Raw genomic sequence first — 16,906 nt, forward strand, 5'->3', positions numbered from 1 at the left:
TATATCAAATCATGTTCTATTGAATACGCCAAATTTTATTGGCTATTTTTTTCGTCTTTTTCTCTTTCAGACGCAAACGATGCCCCTAAAAGATCCGGGTTTCCATTCGTTTGCGACAGAGAAATTCCATCTGTAAAAGAAATTGATGAATCAAAATCAGTCTCTAAATCGAGTTCTAATTCCCCATCAAGATCCACATCTTCTTGGATGTCGCTTGCTTCTTGTTGCATGGCAACGTTTGTTGGTTCTAAAACAAAATCCGGGTTTGCTTCTAAAAATGTTTGTGCTAATTCTTTAATTTTGGTCATGCGGTGTTTCATGCCTGATTTTGTGATCGTTTCCCCATACATCAAATAGATTTCATCACAAAGTTCAACATTGCTTGCTTCCGGATTTTTCTTACGCGCTGCCATAACATGTGCGATTTTATCCGATACTTTTTGATGTGATTGTTCGATTACCGCAATCCAATACAATTGGTCTTTTGCGGCTTTTTGCGTTTTCATTTCATTGGCCACTTCGCAATTGTCTAAACGAGTTAATTGGTTATAGAAATCGCGCTGAATTCGGGCATCCTCAAACAAAAACAAAGATTGGTTTGCGCCCAGTAATCGTAAAAAGTCAGCAATTTTATCCCCAGCTTTGGTGTAGACGATGTACTGTTGTTTGCGCAATGTGATTTTGGCTGGAATATAAAAACGATCGAGAATCTTAACCGCCATAATTGCTAAATCTTGGCTTGGCACATTGAGTTCCATATGGTAATTCGTTGTTTTTGGGGAATTGATCGATCCAGATGCCAAAAATAGTCCTTGCATAAAGGCACGTGCATTTTTTTCTGAGCGCACAATCGTATAGGGCGGCGTGTTATATAATCCACCTTGGCGTAAGATTCCTAGATCTTCTAAGATGTCATTGGCTTTCGATTGAACAATTAAACGATATGTATTGTTCTTTTTCAAATTCATTCGTTTAATTGTGGCGATTTGGACATCCACATCATATTCGGTTTTTAAAACGCGAAACACCAATTTTGCGATCGAGGCATTTTGGGTTTGGAATGATAGCCACGTTCTGCCATTACTCCAGTTTAAAGAAGCGCGCGATAAAAAGAGCGCTGATAGAAGCGCTCTTGCTTTGCCTTCGGTAAATTCAAGTTGACTAATCTCTTGTTTAATATCACTTGAAAATGACATTGTAACTTTCCTTTTCTATACTTTCTAATATTTCAACTAAGCACTGGGCAAGTTTATCAGAATCGTGACGAATGCGACCCGTTTCATCCACAACTGTTAATTCTTTTGATACCACTTGATACATATGATCTTCTTCCTGCATTTGCACTGGCGTACTGCCTAGTTTGGCATAACGATCTAACACGTCTTGTTCAATTTTGGCATCGTTATACACCACGAGCGAAACAGGGTTTTTATATGTATGTGCTTCAATCGCGCGAACATGGTCTTCTAAAGAATAGCCCTCTGTTTCGCCCGGTTGGGTCATTGCGTTACAAAAGTATACTTTAGGGGCTAGGGATTGTGCAATCGCCTCGCTAATATCTTTGACAATGACCGCAGGTAAAATTGAAGTATATAAGGAACCAATCCCATAAGCAATTAAATCTGCTTGTTGAATTGCTTCAATTGCCTCTGGATAAGCGTGAATTTGATCTTGATAAAACACTTTGGAAATATGGTTTTGTTTACTTGGAATATTCTTTTCCCCACGAACGAGTGTTCCATCGCCCATTAACGCATACAAAACGGCATTATCTAAAGTCGCAGGATAAATTGTGCCTTCTACATTTAGTAGTTTGCGAATTGACGCAATTGCCCCCATAAAAGAGCCGGTAATATTGATTAATGCTAAAAAGATCAAATTTCCAAGTTGATGGCCACCGACATCTTGATCTCCGACAAAACGATAATTCATCAATTCTGTAAAAATCGAATCCTCTTCTTCTTTTGCCATGGCACATAAAACGTGGCGAATATCGCCCATTGCCGGAACATTATAGGCATCGCGAATTCGTCCTGTTGATCCCCCATCGTCGGCAACTGTAATGATCGCAGTCAAATTCACATCTTCGATATTTTTAAATCCTTTGACCATTGCGGAAAGACCGGTCCCGCCACCGATTAACACAACGTTTTTCATACCGCATCATTCCTTCTTGATAAATCACGATGAGACTTAAACACTTTATATTGATCTTTATAATGTTCGTACAAGTAGTTTGTGACCGATACCGAGCGATGTTGTCCGCCAGTACAGCCAATCGCAACGGTCATGTGATTTTTATTTTGTTCACTATAGGATTGGAACACAAAATCAAGATACGAAACTAATCGTTCCATAAAATGTTTTGTTTCTTCTCGTTCCATGACGTATTGATATACACTCGCATCATTTCCCGTCAATCTTTTGAGTTCTGGTTCATAGAAAGGATTGGCCAAGAAACGCACATCAATGACAATATCCGCATCTAAAGGTAATCCATGTTTAAAACCAAACGATTGAAAAGTGATCCCAAATTCCGGTTCACTTTGATTTTTGAAGTATGGTCTTAACATATTGACTAAAGCTTGCGGCGTGAGTCTTGTTGTATCGATATGAATCGTATCTTTCATTGTTTCTTCTAACAATTTAAATGAATCACGTTCGATTTCGATCGCATCTTCCACTGTTGAAGCTACCCCAGATAGAATGAGGGGATGTAATCGTCGAGTAAAACGATAGCGTAATAAAAGTTCTTCATCACTTGCATCGATAAACACAACCGTCAACGGATGATCTTTGGCATCAAAGAAATTGACGAAATCGATATAGTCATGACTAGAAACACTCAATGCTAAACGATCATAAGCAGGATCTTGAGAAGCTAATAGTTCCTCTAATGCCGGCAACAAAATTTTAGGATAATTGTCGATGCAGTTAAAACCGAGATCTTCTAATGCTTTCATCGCTGAAGACTTTCCTGCACCTGACATTCCGGTAATTAAAACAATCTGTTTATCCATAACAACGCATCCTTTCTCCATTAAAGGGGTCGATTTTTGAATCTTTTCCATTGGCTTTGGAGAAGTTGTCAAAACTTCTCTCTAATAATTTCCTATTTTACCACGAACACGACCAATCGCTTGAAATCAAGATAATTTCACAATTTCCTCTCGATCGATCTAGCCTGCATAACTTGCGGATTCGATCCTCGTTTTTACTGTTTTATATACATAACAAATAAAGTCAAAAACAAAATTAAAAACAACATTAAAAGATTGACTGATCAATCCAAAAGAAAACGACAACAAGCCAATTATTGCTTATTGTCGTTGATATATCGCTGAATTAAATGGTTTAGTCTTCATTAGCGACAATTCGTTCAAAGTTATGAATATTTTCGTTAGAGCCAATCACAATTACGATATCATCCGCTTCAAAGCGATAGCTTGGATCGATTTCTTCGATCGTTTGACGTTGTTTTTGAATCGCAACAACGGAGATGCCATATTGATTGCGTAAAGCAAGATCTTGCAAGCTTTTCCCAATAAAGAATTTAGGAATACTAATTTGCGCAATATCGATATTTCCCGATACAGAGAAGTAATCAATTACTTTTTGGTTAGAAAGCTGGTTCGCAAGGCGGATACCCATATCTTTTTCTGGATAAATAACTTCGGCACCAATCTTTTCTAAAATTTGACCTTGGTCTTTCGAGTTTGCTTTAGCAATAACGCGTGGGACATGAAGATTTAAGCAATACAAAGAAGCGAGGATATTGGCATCAATGGCACTACCAATTGCGACAACGGCTACTTCGCAATCGCCAACGCCAATTTCTTCTAATGCTGCTTGATCTAAGTGGCTAATCACATAAGCATAGTCAGTAAGACATCTCAGTTCTCTGACGCGATCAGGATCACGATCGACAATAATTAAATCTTGACCATTTTCTGCCAATGTTCTTGCGACCGCTGAACCAAAACGGCCTAGGCCAATTACGGCATATGTTTTACGGGGTTTCCCTTTTTTTGTAGTAAACTTCATACTCATTTCCACCTTTGTGTTTCGTTTCGATTTATTTTATTGAATCACGATTCATCTTATCCAATCAAGATCGTTTCTTCTGTGTATTCAGATCTCTTGCTGTCGCCAACAACTAAAGCATTGGCAATCGTCACTGTACCGACACGACCAATTAACATACAGAAGATGATCACCCATCTCGAAAATGTATTTAATGTTGAGGTAATCCCGACCGAGGAGCCAACTGTCGCAAATGCACTGACAACTTCCGTTAAGATGGCATCAAGCGTCAGACCCGGTTGAGATGCTGAAATCAAAATTGTGCCAATCACCACAACGCCAAGTCCAAAGAAGAACACGGTACTTGCTTTAGTAAAGATAATTTCTGGGATTCTACGATGAAAAAAGCTATTTTGATCATGTCCTGCTGAAGAGGAGAATGCTTTGAGCGTCAAGGCAAAGATTGTTGTCGTCTTAATCCCACCACCTGTTGAGTTTGGGCTTGCCCCGATAAACATCAAGACAATAAAGATCAACAAAGCGCCCGGAGAAAATAAGCTTAATGGATAAGAGGCAAATCCGGCTGTACGCGCAATGGTCGATTGAAACCATGATTCAAGCCACGTTTGATTTGTCATCAATTTAAATAAGACCGTTCCCGAAATCAAAAGTAAGCTCGTCATAAAGACCACGACTTTTGTGGATAAACAGAATTTTTTCCATTTAAACCGATTTCTACAAATATCGCATAGTGCCAAAAAGCCAAATCCCCCAATAATAACTAAAAACGTAATCGTTAAACAGAACACGACATTGTCGCTATATGGGATTAATGAGGCACTGCCATGGAACACATCGAATCCGGCGTTATTAAATGCGGAGACTGCTAAGAATACCGCATGACCAAACGCTTGTAATGGATCAAAGTATTTCAATAAACAAAGACCTAAAATTATTGCTCCGACCGCTTCAATACTAAATGTGATGATCACAATCGTTTTTGCAATATCGATTAAGTGCGTATATCCAGCTGATAAGTTTTGGGCAGCAATAAATAAAGATCGCGTTTTAAAACCAACTTTACGACCAGTAATCATGATGAGGAACATCCCCATCAAAATTACCCCCATGCCCCCAATTTGAATCAAGATGGCCAATACGATCTTGCCAAACAAATTGAACGTATCTCCTGGTGGTACGACGGTTAAGCCTGTTACGCAAACAGCACTTGTTGATTCGAATAAAGCATCTAAAAAAGAAATCCGTACACCAGGAAGTTGTGAAATTGGAAGCCACAATAAAAAAGCACCTGCTAAAATTACGCTAATAAAGCCTGTGGTCACGAGTCTTGCTGGTGCAGCTTTCACAAACCAGCGGTTAAAAAGTCTAGAAATCATATTCATTCCTTAGTTCGATTGATCTTGTATTAGACCAATCCCATTTACTTTTCATTTCTATTTTCTCAGTCAAACCGACATGAAATCTTCATATCTGATTTGCTTGTCCTCTATTTTTTGCCATTTTACGTTTATCTTCAATAGGTCAAATAAAGAAAGTCATCACAAGCATAAAAATGTCCTAAAGAATCCGGTTTCAAGGTTTATTTTTAAACATTTATATTCCGAATGTATCCGATACGCATACAGTTTCTCTACTTCAAATACAATTTTAATTGTATATTAACCTTCAAGTGCTTTTATCTTCTTGCCTATTCACTCTGTATTTCGCCTTTTTCTTTTATTTGATAAGCTTAAGACATGTCAGAAAAAATCAAAGCCAACTTTTCCTTTCAATCGCTATTCTGGCTTGTCTTAATTTTAAGTATCGATGCGCTGATCTTTTATTTTTCCAGTCAGCCCGGCGCAAAATCTGCAAGCCAAAGTGGTTTTGTTTTAAATTATTTTCAAATCGTAGATAGTTTGACCACGCAAAAAATCATTCGTAAGCTCGCTCACTTTTCCATTTACGCATGTATGGGACTTTGTTGGACTAACTTCCTTTGCACCCTCAATCTATCTTTACGCCATTGTTTTTGGATTTCGATCTTGATGTGCTTTTTGTTTGCGGCTGGTGATGAATGGCATCAAACATTTGTGCCGGGTCGAAGTGGTGAATTATTCGACGTTTGTCTCGATACTTTCGGTGCAATTTTGGCAACGAGCTGTACTCTTTGGCTGCATACTCATTTCTTCAAAACCAATAACGCACAATAAATTGTTTTAAAACATAAATCATGATTTTTCTCCAATCCCTATCTTTTCTTTTATAAAGATTCGGATTGGATTTTTTTCTGAGTAAAGAACAAAAAAATCCCTTTTAACGACATCTCATAGAGTATGTCGATGAAAAGGGATCGATCTTAATTTTCTTTTTGTGCCTGATTGGAAACTGGCTTTGTTTTCGCTTGATTTGAATATTTGCGGTTGGTTTGTGCTCGTTTGTTTTTTGGCGCTTGGTTTGAACGCGATGATTGGCCATTGCGATTCGTTCTTGATGCATTTTGGCGATCTGTATTGGGACGATTCGCTTTTAAACGTGGGTTTTGACCTTTTTTCTGATGGGTCTGATTTGCTCTGTTCTGGCCATGATCTTTGCGACTGGCTTTTGAAGCTGGACTTGATGTTGCGTTGTTTGACGTAGAATCAAGCTTGGATACATCGTTTTGTTGATTTCCTTTTGGCGCTTGCGTCCGTTTACCTCGATAGGGTTGTTTGATGGAATTGACTTTTGGTTTGGAATAAGGATTTGTTTTTGGTTTTCCTGTTCCATTTTGAGTGTGTTGTCGTTTTGGCTTTGGTTTTGCATAAGACGAACGAGAATTCAGATTGTTCTGATCTGGTCTATCTTCTTGAATCCGCCAATTGTCTTCCATAATTTGATCACGATTGGCAATTGTCATCGAAAACATCTTCTCTAATTCGAGATCAAAATCAATTGCGATTTGTTGTTGACGCGGCTTACGAACATTGGTTGGTAAAGATTCTTGCTTTATATCCAGTGTATTCGTATTCGCTGGTTTTCTTTTTGCTTGTTTAGATGGTTGCTCTGCACTTGGCGCTTCTTTTTGTTTAGCGTTTGATTTTCGCTTTTCTGCATTGTTCGTTATTTTTGATGATGGAATAGCCTTGCCATTTGTATTTGCTGATTTCTTTTTATTTGGCGATTTTGCTTCTTTATATTCATCATACATACGTGCTTTGGCATGGCGTTCAGAAGATTTCATTTTATTGTGCGCAATCTTGAGATCAATCGCATAATTTTTAAGCGTCGCATCAATTTGATCGGCATCAAAGTAGCAAGCAAACTGATCTAACGTTAAGCCTTGTTCAAAACAATCTTCCAAATCCAAATCCGTACGAATTTTCCCTAATGTGTAACAAATCTGCGCCATCTCTTTAGCCGACTTGCGATCTTGGGTCGCTTTTTTGGTTAATGCCGTATAAGGAGAAACGTAAATTCCCCAAGAACGCCATAAACGATTGAGATTTTTTCGTTCGTTTTTCGATTTTGCGTGTTCAACATCTTGATACAGTTCATCTAAAGAAGCATAATGCGCCGCAAGTTTAATGGAACGACTTTCTCCCATTCCCGAAACGCCTGGAATATTATCCGAAGCATCCCCGAATAAACATTTAATCATCGGCACGGATTCAGGATAATAGCCAAATTCTTTTTTTAGCACATGGCGATCAATGAGCACGACACGGGAAGGCAGGCAAGGTGGCATATGGTGCACTTTGCGCCATTCTTTGACTTTCTTCAAATCCGCCATTCCATACCAAATTTTGACGCGATCGTTGATCAATTGGAAATAATCTTTATCTCGTGTATAAATGCGCACGGGAATTTGCGAACTCATCTTTGAAGCAATCGTTCCCGCAAAATCGTCCGCTTCATACCGGGAATCGCGAACTTGGGCAATGCCTAATTGGTCGCAAATCTCATAAGCGAGTTCAAATTGTTGGCGTAAAGGAGTCGGCGTACTTTGGCGATTGGATTTATATAATTGCCAAAGTTCTTTGCGGAATGTATTTCTTCCCGCATCCCAACAGACGACTAAATGACTCGGACGTTGAAACGTCATAATGGTAAATAATGTATGGAAGAATAACTCTAATGCATTACAATAGTGGCCATTGCCATCATTTTTTAACAATGTTGGATAGAGTTCTTCTTTTTTTTCATCGTCTTTTTCTTTTCGAATCGCCCGCGGCAAAGAAGCATAATAACTCGTTGCTAATAAGGACGATCCATCGACAATCAACATAAATGTTTTTCGATTGTTGTTCACTGAATCTTTCTCTCCTAAAACTCATAGAAACGATTCCAAAGTAAAAAAGCATTCAAAAAGGACCATAGAAAAACGTTAGATCAACATCATCTATGTACAAATGAAAAATAGTTTAAATCACGATTCAATTTGTTCGTGGATATCAATATGCTTTCAAGCGAACAAATTCAATATTTAACAAGCATGAATCTCGTGAACTCTTCTAGAGATTCGGATTGAAATTCAGACTGCCATTCTGATTAAAGGTTAAATTGAATGCGTTTGGTTTCGTTCAAATAAAATAATTTGTCTTGATCCAGTCCTGTTTTTTTCTATTAAAAGTCGTAATTTTTTCTTCATCATTTTTGATGAATAAAAAATCTTCATTCATCCCATTCAAACAAAAGAGTGTACATCACATTGCGTTTATATTTCGAATGTGTACATATTCTATTTTGGATTGAGTCTCATTTCTTTTTGCATATTCAATCAAAAAGAATACAACCAAATTTGTGTTCAATCCGATCAATCACATTGGATGAATATACTGAACAAGGACTGCGATTATTTATATTACAAGAAAGTTTCTAGAAACAAAAGAAATCCGCTTCAAACTCAAACGCCCCATTGTCTTTGTTTTTTCCTTTCAAATCGTAAAACAAAGTGAGCAAGCTCATATTTTTAATTTTTCACTCCATACAAAAAGCAAGGGGCTTTTCCCCTTGCCTTGTATAATCACAAATCATAAATAATCAAAATCTAATTTCTACTTGAATTTACGTTTCCGATTATTTTGTTTTTTCTTTGGAAGATTTGCGTCTGCAGAAAAAGTCTGAATATAATCCTGTCGAATTGCGGTTGCATCTTGATTCAAAAAAGTAATGATGCGCTCTTGTTCAGAAGTTTGTTCTGGAAAATAAGACTCAAATTTTTGAGCCATCTGTTCTTCTTTTTCATACAGTTTTAGTGCACCTTCATATCCAATCAATTGTTTTAATACCGCACCAAACTCAATATAGCGAGATTCATGGATCGGTAGATCTACTTTTGCCTTAGCAACTTTCCCATTTAGATAAAGGATTTGAACGATAGAATGGCTATTATAGCGATTCATTTTATACCATAGAGCCAATTTTTTTGAGAGTAACTTGCCGCCAATGAGCATCCAATTTTGGCTTTGGTAAATTTCCAAATATTGATTCATTCCTTCATCTTCAAACTCTACTCGTTCAAAGCACTCTCCATCTAATAGTGTTTCCAATTGTTCCTGATTCAAAATTCGATTCAATACCGGAATGTTTTGATAAGAACCGAACACATAACGCCTCATCTTTGAAAACAGGGCGACAACTAGAACTGCAGTGCCAAATAAAAAGAAGACTAGCCCGCCATCTATTTCAATTGTTCCGGTCGCAATCACCCAAATTCCTCGTAAAACCAAGACAACACCAAAACCCCAAAGTCCAAAAACGAACAACTTTTTGAGCGGATGAAAATGAATCCACTCAATGATCTGGACTTGTTGTTTCCCGCTCATCGACTCATCACGTAAAAGTTGGCGCGTAATCAGTCGATTCAATATTTCAGGAATCCAAGCAATTCCAAAAAGAAATACTGCAATCCCTGCATAAAGAGCAATTCCGATCCAGCCTATATCAAGATACGATTCTAGCAATATGATCAAAATCGCAGGCAAAATCAAAGTCAGAAAATAGGGCAAAAATGAATTTTTCTTTGTATGATCCGAAATCAAATCATTACGAATCGAGATCGTAAAATAAGAGAAAAGCATTATCGCACAAAGACCACCGGAGACCCAAATTTTCAATTCACCAAAATGCATCACATGCACTTCTTGATGCATACTTAAAAATTTTCCACTAATCCCTGCATAGAGACAAAATCCCAAATAAGCCAGAGCCAAAAGTGCCCCTACTATCTTCAATATTGTTTTTTTTGAAATTTTTCGATTTTCCATCTTCGTTGTTTTCCTATAAAATCTCTAGCCTATTATCCAAGTTTAGAAACAACCTGGCAGAACTTTCCAACATTCTCTTTCTGATTTTGAATATCTGAGCCAATCGCATGATTCATCAAAGAAATTTTCATCTTATCTTTTCCAAAATAAAGCATGGCAACTTTTCTTCCTGGTAATAGTCCACCTTTGACTTCCGCTTTTGTGATACTACTCAAAGGAAGAGAGAGTTGATTTTCAATGCTAGACACATCGATAGAATTTACAATGACAATATTCAGATGTTTCTCTGTTAGCCCCATATAGCAATAAGCATTGCTTAATGCGCCTAAGGCAGCTGCAGCTCCTTTCGTCAGTGTAGAAAGTCCTCCGATCAGTGCATAGGTATCTGCTCCAGCCATAATGACTGCCCATAATTTGCATTGATATGATTCATTTTCGTCCAATATAGCTTCTAGCATTTCATGTTTATCTTTTTCGTTCATGGTAAGCATAATCATTTCTCCTAATTATTGTTGAAAGTTAAAAAATGTTGAATGAAACCTTTGATCGATGCCTACAGCGCTCAAAATCATCAGTCTACTCGCAGATTCTGATCTAAAATTTCCAATTTGCCATTGCATTCAATCATGCCTGGTTGAACCACAATAATTTTCAGGCCCTCTTGTAGTTCTAGATACTGAGATGCATAGCCCCAAACTTTAATCTGATCGCCTTCTTGAAGTTCAATCGCCGTGCTCACAGTACCATCTTCATTCAATATTTGGTTGTTCACGCAATAAAGCTGACCAGATTGATCTTCTACGACATAAAGAGAGACATCGCTAGCCAGTGGCGTTCCCGCAATCAATTTATATTCAGCAACTTCTTCGCCCCATACAGTCCCTTCACTGTAGAAGCCAACACTAAGATCTTCATCAAATCCTTCGACAATGGCGTTGAAATCCTGCGCATAGGGTTCCATTTCCGCTTTTGTCGTTTCTTTATAAGCGGCAATCTTTTCATTCGATTGTTGTTCTTTCATTTCTTGTGGCTGATAATCTTTGAATTCAAAAATATTATCTGAAGCAAGTGTGACTGCTGTGAAGTCATCAGACAAAATCACTTTATAAGTCGCAATTTCATCCTCATCCATTGTCTGATTGATGTCGATATTTCCTGCTGAATTCAATGCATATCCCTCTACGCCTTCCAATGCTTTTTGTAAAGCTTCATTGGACATTGCGCAATTGATTCCATTGATCGTCACAAAGAAATCAGGATTAGGCAAATTCTTATCGGCAGAGTATTCGAGCTCAATTACCGTTCCATCCTGCGCCGGATTACATGGTTCTGCCCCATCATTTACGATTGCGACATCAATTTTTTGATCGCCTTTTGTTAGTTCCCCATATATGCGTTCGCCAGGTTGCAAAGAAACATCTTGCGCATCATATTGTTCTGTTTCCAAACTCCAACCTGCATCAATGAGCTTGCTTGCTTCCAAAGGAAGCGTGTAATAAGTCCCTTCAAGTACAAACTCAGGTGTCCCATCGTTTTTTAGTTGCGATAAAATTGCTTTATCTGTGCAACCTTGATCATTTCCCACGCTTGTTTCAGTCGTTGGTTGCGGTTTTGAACTACAACCGACTAACATGCTACAAATCAAGAGACTATTTGTCGTATATGCAATCCATTGTTTTTTCATAAGCGAAAATCCTTTCTGATGTTTATTCCAATTATTTTATTCAATTTAAATATCCATTAAGTTCTAGCCATTGTTATGGCTACATAAAGTATGATCAACAAAATTGCTAGGCACATCGCGCAGAATACCGCAATCGTCGTTTTCACTTTATATCGTTCCTTGAATGTCAAAACCATCATGATCAGTACATCAAAAAAAAAGAAGAACTGACAAATCCCTGCTACAATAACTAACCATTTTGGATGGATCCCATCTTGGTATGACTTGATAAGATAAGCGATAGAATAAGGCGCCGCTCCTAATAAAATTCCATATCCAAACATTAAAAAGAAGACGGTGAACAATCCAAACAATGCCATTAAAGGCAACGGAAATAATGCCATTAAAGTTACAAATATCGTTGCACTTCCACCAATTAAATAGAACGGAATCAATCCATATTTAATGATCAAAGTGCAATTCAACAACGTCTTTCGCGGCCACTTTCTGCCAATGGTTAGTACAACAATCAAATTGACAATGCTCATGATAAAAGGCAAAAGGAGCGATAAAAATTGTAATGCGATTCTATTATCAAAACATCCTGCCAAAAGGAAGAACGTATAAGACACAATAAGATAAAGGATCGGGAAAAGATAAGTCATTGTGTCACCGCCTTTCTATGCTAAATTCGTCATTTAGCTAACTAGATCAAGCTAATGGAAAAAAAGAACAAGTCCAAAATTAAATAATTCGGCGTAAAATGATCCAATTCTTGTTTTATTTTTTCAAGGATATGATCAACCACAACATAGTGGTTAAGTTTCTTTATTCGCGAGCGTTCATGGTTTAAATGGGCAAAAAACAGAAAACAAACAGTGCAATGCGTACAACAACAATCCATATCATTTCGGAAGAAAAAAAATGATCATTAATCAGGCATGCAGCTCTAGAAAGAGAAGTGATGCCAAAAATTGGCTATGGATTTCTCGTCATCGTATGATTTTTATTTGCACACCCATATATATGGTCAAATTGTCATATTTATATGCAAGAATTATATCATTGCCCCCTCTTTTTCGTCTTTAGAAATCTAACAATTCGCATCGAAATTTTTTTCTTCAAATCCACTTTTTTCCATTCTGAAACCAAGCTCATTTATAGAATTCGGCATTGCTCAAAACCACTCTTTTTTCTTATGTTGTATCGACCAATAAAAAAAATCGGAGTAAATTCTCCGATTGAATATGGTCTTGAGTTTTAGTCTAAAAAACGAAAAGTCTATTTCATTTTTTGGATCTTTTGGAAAATTCGAAAGTTCATGATCTTTAACCTTTCCTATCTTTAAATCATCCAGAACAAAAAGTCCTCAACGTTGAATTTTCAATTTATCCATTGAACACATCAGAAAACCATTGCTTAATGCGTTGAGATAGTTTTTCCGGCTTTTGCGAAGGCTCAACCGGGATATGTGGGGATTGTTCCATAAAATAATTCTGTGAATCAAATGGGACGGCACTATGTTTTCGGCAATATGTCCCATCCGGTAAGATCAAGCTCGCTTTTGCTGTGTCATGTAATTGCGCATCTAAAATCCATTTGAGTTGTTCTTTAATCTGTGCATCTTGTACTGGGCAAGCAATTTCGACACGATGGTTTAAGTTGCGGGTCATAAGATCGGCCGAAGAAATATAATATTCAGCTTGTTCGCCCCGGCCGAATTGATAAATACGGCTATGCTCTAAAAAGCGACCGACAATACTCGTGACATGAATACGTTCTGTTTCGCCAACTACCCCTGGCAAAATACAACAAATTCCCCGCACAATGAGTTGCACTTCTACACCTGCTTGTGAGGCTTGAGCTAATTTGTCGATAATATTGCGTTCGGTAACAGAGTTAGTTTTAATGCAAATGTAACCCTCTTTTCCTAAGGCAATTTGGCGGTCGATATTTTTCAATAACATCTCTTTAATGCCAAAAGGAGATACGCACAATTTTTGATATTCACCATCTAGCTTATTGACGAGCATATTGCGGAAAAATGCTGCTGCATCCTCACCAATCGTCTGATCCGTTGTCATTAAGCTTAAATCGGTATACATCGCATTGGTTTTTTCGTTGTAGTTTCCTGTCCCAATTTGTGTCAAATAAGTTGTCTTGTTATGGTTGCGTAATGTAATCAAACAAATCTTACTGTGGCATTTGTAACCTTCCGTTCCATAAATAACCTGACAACCAGATTCCTCTAACATCTTGGACCATAAAAGGTTATTTTCCTCATCAAAGCGGGCACGAAGTTCCATCAAAACTAATACTTCTTTTCCATTCTCCGCAGCACGACAAAGTGTCTGGGCAATTTTTGAAGAAGAAGCTAATCGGTAAATGGTGATTTTGATCGATAATACATGTGGATTATCCGCTGCTTCGTTTAAAAGGCGTAAGAAAGGATCAACGGAATCAAAAGGATAGAACAATAGTCGGTCTTTCTTTTGAATCTGCGGCATTATCGGCTGATCATGTTTTAAATCCTCGGCCCAACGAGGACGATAAGTTGGATATAACAATCGCGTCGACAGTTCTTTAGGCAAATCGCCAACTAACTTGAATACATAACCCATGTTGAGGGGCGTAGAGTCGACAAAAATTTGATATTTTTCCACGCGGGCAATACCGGATAATAGTTTTTGGAAATCCGATGATACTTGAGTGCTTAATTCTAATCGTACAACGGAAAGATGATCTCGTTGCTTGAGCAGTTTTTTCATTTGACGACGGAAATCATCCTCGTTATCCTCGAATTTTTCATCATCAAAACTAATATCGGCATTACGAGTGACCGTTAGAATACAACTTTCTTTGACCGTATAAGCATCAAATAATGAGGGTAGCCAATGCAATAAGATATTTTCTGTACGGACATAACGCATCCCATCTTCAAGCAATAAGTAAGGTGATACATGAGCGGGAACTGGTACGATCCCGACAGCGCGTTCGCCTTTTTTATTTTTTAACATTGCCACAGCATTCATTCGTTTATTGACCAAATGCGGTACTGGATGGTTTGGACCGATCAAAATAGGAGAAAGAATAGGAAGAAGTTCTTTTTTGAAAAAGCGATTCACTTGTTTTAGATCATCCGAATTCAGTGTTTCTATTGAAACATCCTGGATTCCGTTTTGACCTAACGTTTCCATGACAGCAGTATAGATCTGCTTTTTCATCGTCAAAAGTCCTGGAATCGTATGGTAAATGTGACGCAATTGGTTGGATGGTGTCCAACCTGTTTTACTGTCGGTATCATCTGGTGTCATATGGGCAAGATCAAATAGAGATCCGACACGTACCATGAAAAACTCGTCTAAGTTACTGGAGAAAATAGAAATAAATTTTAAGCGTTCCAAGGCCGGAACGTCTTGATCCGCTGCCTCTTCAAGAACGCGCTGATTAAAACGTAACCAGCTTAGTTCGCGGTTTTGGGTATATCGATATTTTTGAGTATTCTTTGACATAAATATCCTTCCCGGACTCCATATTGACTGACAACGAGTTGTTCTGCTTTAAATAGCTTGAACACATATTGCAAAATCAAAAGTCCTGGTAGTAGCGTGTGAATCCGATCGGCTTCTAAACGTAAAATCAAATCGCTAGCCTCTTTTTTTCCGCTACAAAGAAATGTACAAAGGCCATCTAGTTGCTGGGCAGTGATGCAGTTGCAATCGTTGGCGAGTTTGTAATAACGTCGTGCCAATTTGAGAACAGCACGAGCTGTCCCTCCAACACCAACAAGTTGCGCTCTTGGTGTTATTTTGTCTTTATCCACATCAATCACATTGGATATTTCTTGACGTAGGCGTTTTAAGGAACCTTCCCCAGGCAGAATTCTTTTGACGCAACGACGGTATAAACTTAATGAACCCACCGGAAAGCTGGCAAAATCTACTGGTTTTCCCTCTTCAAACGTCACGATTTCTGTACTTGCCCCACCAACATCCATGAATGCACCACCACTCATGTGGAGTTGTTGCATGGCGCCGGCATAACCAAATAACGCTTCATCCTCACCAGAAATGACTTCTACCAAATAACCGGTCGCCTTGAAAATGGCGGATAAGGCTTGATCGGTGTTCGAAATATTACGCAAAGATGCAGTCGCAAAAACGCTGACATTTTTGATTTCAAGAGTCTTTAGAATACTTTTAAAATTCAAAAGTCCAGCACAAGCGCACTCAATTCCCTCAGTACTTAGCTTTCCATCTTCTACATAACCAGCAAGTCCGGTCATCACTTTCTCGCGAAATAGAATTTTGAAGTTTTCATCTTCGATATCATAAAGCGTTAGACGCATGGAGTTGGAACCGATATCTATAATGGCTTGCTTCATTGAACATCTCCGTAAGTTTCATCAGATTCCTTTTGTGCAAAAACTTCTTGATCCATGCTTTGTTCTTGCTGGAGATCATCAGGCACACAAAATAGTAAAATAGCCTTATCGGACTGTGTCAGCGAGAAAGTCACGAGTTCCCATCCTTCTTTGGCCCGTTCATTTGCAGTTTTTTCAATGGCTACGGCCAATTTTTTTGCTTTGTGCGCATAGTCGATCACGATTGTTTTATATGTCATTGTCGTTCCCCCACTTCTGCTTATTCAAATTGGATTTTTCACTGAGTGAAAAATTCCTTGGAATGATAGGAAATCACCTGCAAAACATGATCTTGTTTGTTTAGGCACTCAAGCTACAAATAAGGTTTGCGACATGGATTGAAAATGAACGATAGCAAAAGTCTTCACAATCTTGATAAGATAGATGACTTGTTTTTTGTCATCCTTTTTCGTTTCGATCGAACCTTCATAATAGCTCTATTTTCTATATTCGAGATTCACTATAACGTTGCATTGTGAAATATAAGTTCACACTCATGTGAAATGTATGTAAAATCTGGGCAAACAAAAACCCCAGCCTATCGCAAAT

Annotated in this window: 14 protein-coding genes; 1 reads left to right on the forward strand and 13 read right to left on the reverse strand. The window is 38.0% G+C overall.

Annotated features, from left to right (window positions below; genetic code table 11):
* Positions 1–35 precede the first annotated feature (35 nt).
* From whiA to ALLST_RS0106525, 5 genes are all read right to left on the reverse strand, one after another.
* Positions 36–1,196 carry a DNA-binding protein WhiA gene (gene whiA, locus ALLST_RS10335; RefSeq protein WP_019893322.1) on the reverse strand — a complete coding sequence of 387 codons (1,161 nt, stop codon included), beginning with the start codon at positions 1,194–1,196 and terminating at the stop codon, positions 36–38.
* Positions 1,180–2,157: a gluconeogenesis factor YvcK family protein gene (locus tag ALLST_RS0106510; protein WP_019893323.1), complete on the reverse strand. Its 978-nt coding sequence runs from the start codon at positions 2,155–2,157 to the stop codon at positions 1,180–1,182. Before ALLST_RS0106510 ends, whiA begins: the two co-directional genes overlap by 17 nt.
* Complete coding sequence (gene rapZ, locus ALLST_RS0106515) at positions 2,154–3,020, reverse strand: RNase adapter RapZ (protein WP_026472822.1); 867 nt, start codon at positions 3,018–3,020, stop codon at positions 2,154–2,156. The genes ALLST_RS0106510 and rapZ overlap by 4 nt, the downstream gene beginning before the upstream one ends.
* A gap of 334 nt (positions 3,021–3,354) precedes the next feature.
* On the reverse strand, positions 3,355–4,044 hold the full coding sequence (locus tag ALLST_RS0106520) for a potassium channel family protein (RefSeq protein ID WP_019893325.1): 690 nt from the start codon (positions 4,042–4,044) through the stop codon (positions 3,355–3,357).
* 56 nt (positions 4,045–4,100) lie between these two features.
* Positions 4,101–5,420, reverse strand: coding sequence for a TrkH family potassium uptake protein (locus tag ALLST_RS0106525; protein WP_019893327.1), 1,320 nt, complete (start codon positions 5,418–5,420; stop codon positions 4,101–4,103).
* Between the two features lie 360 nt (positions 5,421–5,780).
* Between ALLST_RS0106525 and ALLST_RS11090 the strand changes: the two genes are divergently transcribed.
* Entirely contained in the window at positions 5,781–6,236 is a 456-nt protein-coding gene (locus tag ALLST_RS11090) for a VanZ family protein (protein WP_019893328.1), read from the forward strand.
* A 146-nt stretch (positions 6,237–6,382) separates the two neighbouring features.
* On the opposite strand, the gene ALLST_RS0106535 is transcribed toward ALLST_RS11090, so the two are convergent.
* The 8 genes from ALLST_RS0106535 to ALLST_RS0106570 form a co-directional block, all read right to left on the reverse strand.
* Positions 6,383–8,314, reverse strand: a complete 1,932-nt coding sequence (locus ALLST_RS0106535) for a 5'-3' exonuclease (protein ID WP_019893329.1) — start codon at positions 8,312–8,314, stop codon at positions 6,383–6,385.
* A 745-nt stretch (positions 8,315–9,059) separates the two neighbouring features.
* Positions 9,060–10,217: a hypothetical protein gene (locus ALLST_RS0106540; protein WP_211215116.1), complete on the reverse strand. Its 1,158-nt coding sequence runs from the start codon at positions 10,215–10,217 to the stop codon at positions 9,060–9,062.
* A gap of 86 nt (positions 10,218–10,303) precedes the next feature.
* Entirely contained in the window at positions 10,304–10,762 is a 459-nt protein-coding gene (locus ALLST_RS0106545; protein ID WP_019893331.1) for a hypothetical protein, read from the reverse strand.
* An 80-nt stretch (positions 10,763–10,842) separates the two neighbouring features.
* Positions 10,843–11,955, reverse strand: coding sequence for a hypothetical protein (locus ALLST_RS0106550; RefSeq protein WP_019893332.1), 1,113 nt, complete (start codon positions 11,953–11,955; stop codon positions 10,843–10,845).
* A 56-nt stretch (positions 11,956–12,011) separates the two neighbouring features.
* Complete coding sequence (locus tag ALLST_RS0106555; protein WP_019893333.1) at positions 12,012–12,599, reverse strand: DUF6652 family protein; 588 nt, start codon at positions 12,597–12,599, stop codon at positions 12,012–12,014.
* A 723-nt stretch (positions 12,600–13,322) separates the two neighbouring features.
* Entirely contained in the window at positions 13,323–15,446 is a 2,124-nt protein-coding gene (ppk1, locus tag ALLST_RS0106560) for a polyphosphate kinase 1 (protein WP_019893334.1), read from the reverse strand.
* Complete coding sequence (locus ALLST_RS0106565; RefSeq protein WP_019893335.1) at positions 15,398–16,318, reverse strand: Ppx/GppA phosphatase family protein; 921 nt, start codon at positions 16,316–16,318, stop codon at positions 15,398–15,400. Before ALLST_RS0106565 ends, ppk1 begins: the two co-directional genes overlap by 49 nt.
* Positions 16,315–16,557, reverse strand: a complete 243-nt coding sequence (locus tag ALLST_RS0106570; protein ID WP_019893336.1) for a hypothetical protein — start codon at positions 16,555–16,557, stop codon at positions 16,315–16,317. Before ALLST_RS0106570 ends, ALLST_RS0106565 begins: the two co-directional genes overlap by 4 nt.
* Positions 16,558–16,906: the final 349 nt, after the last annotated feature.

The organism is Allobaculum stercoricanis DSM 13633 (genome assembly GCF_000384195.1).
Lineage (GTDB): Bacteria > Bacillota_I > Bacilli_A > Erysipelotrichales > Erysipelotrichaceae > Allobaculum > Allobaculum stercoricanis.

Excerpts from the sequence above, each read along its gene's own strand:
- ALLST_RS0106550 (WP_019893332.1), bottom strand. The coding sequence starts at position 11,955 with ATGAAAAAACAATGGATTGCATATACGACAAATAGTCTCTTGATTTGT.
- whiA (WP_019893322.1), bottom strand. The coding sequence starts at position 1,196 with ATGTCATTTTCAAGTGATATTAAACAAGAGATTAGTCAACTTGAATTT.
- ALLST_RS0106510 (WP_019893323.1), bottom strand. The coding sequence starts at position 2,157 with ATGAAAAACGTTGTGTTAATCGGTGGCGGGACCGGTCTTTCCGCAATG.
- ALLST_RS11090 (WP_019893328.1), top strand. The coding sequence starts at position 5,781 with ATGTCAGAAAAAATCAAAGCCAACTTTTCCTTTCAATCGCTATTCTGG.
- rapZ (WP_026472822.1), bottom strand. The coding sequence starts at position 3,020 with ATGGATAAACAGATTGTTTTAATTACCGGAATGTCAGGTGCAGGAAAG.
- ALLST_RS0106520 (WP_019893325.1), bottom strand. The coding sequence starts at position 4,044 with ATGAAGTTTACTACAAAAAAAGGGAAACCCCGTAAAACATATGCCGTA.
- ppk1 (WP_019893334.1), bottom strand. The coding sequence starts at position 15,446 with ATGTCAAAGAATACTCAAAAATATCGATATACCCAAAACCGCGAACTA.
- ALLST_RS0106570 (WP_019893336.1), bottom strand. The coding sequence starts at position 16,557 with ATGACATATAAAACAATCGTGATCGACTATGCGCACAAAGCAAAAAAA.
- ALLST_RS0106545 (WP_019893331.1), bottom strand. The coding sequence starts at position 10,762 with ATGCTTACCATGAACGAAAAAGATAAACATGAAATGCTAGAAGCTATA.
- ALLST_RS0106525 (WP_019893327.1), bottom strand. The coding sequence starts at position 5,420 with ATGATTTCTAGACTTTTTAACCGCTGGTTTGTGAAAGCTGCACCAGCA.
- ALLST_RS0106555 (WP_019893333.1), bottom strand. The coding sequence starts at position 12,599 with ATGACTTATCTTTTCCCGATCCTTTATCTTATTGTGTCTTATACGTTC.
- ALLST_RS0106565 (WP_019893335.1), bottom strand. The coding sequence starts at position 16,318 with ATGAAGCAAGCCATTATAGATATCGGTTCCAACTCCATGCGTCTAACG.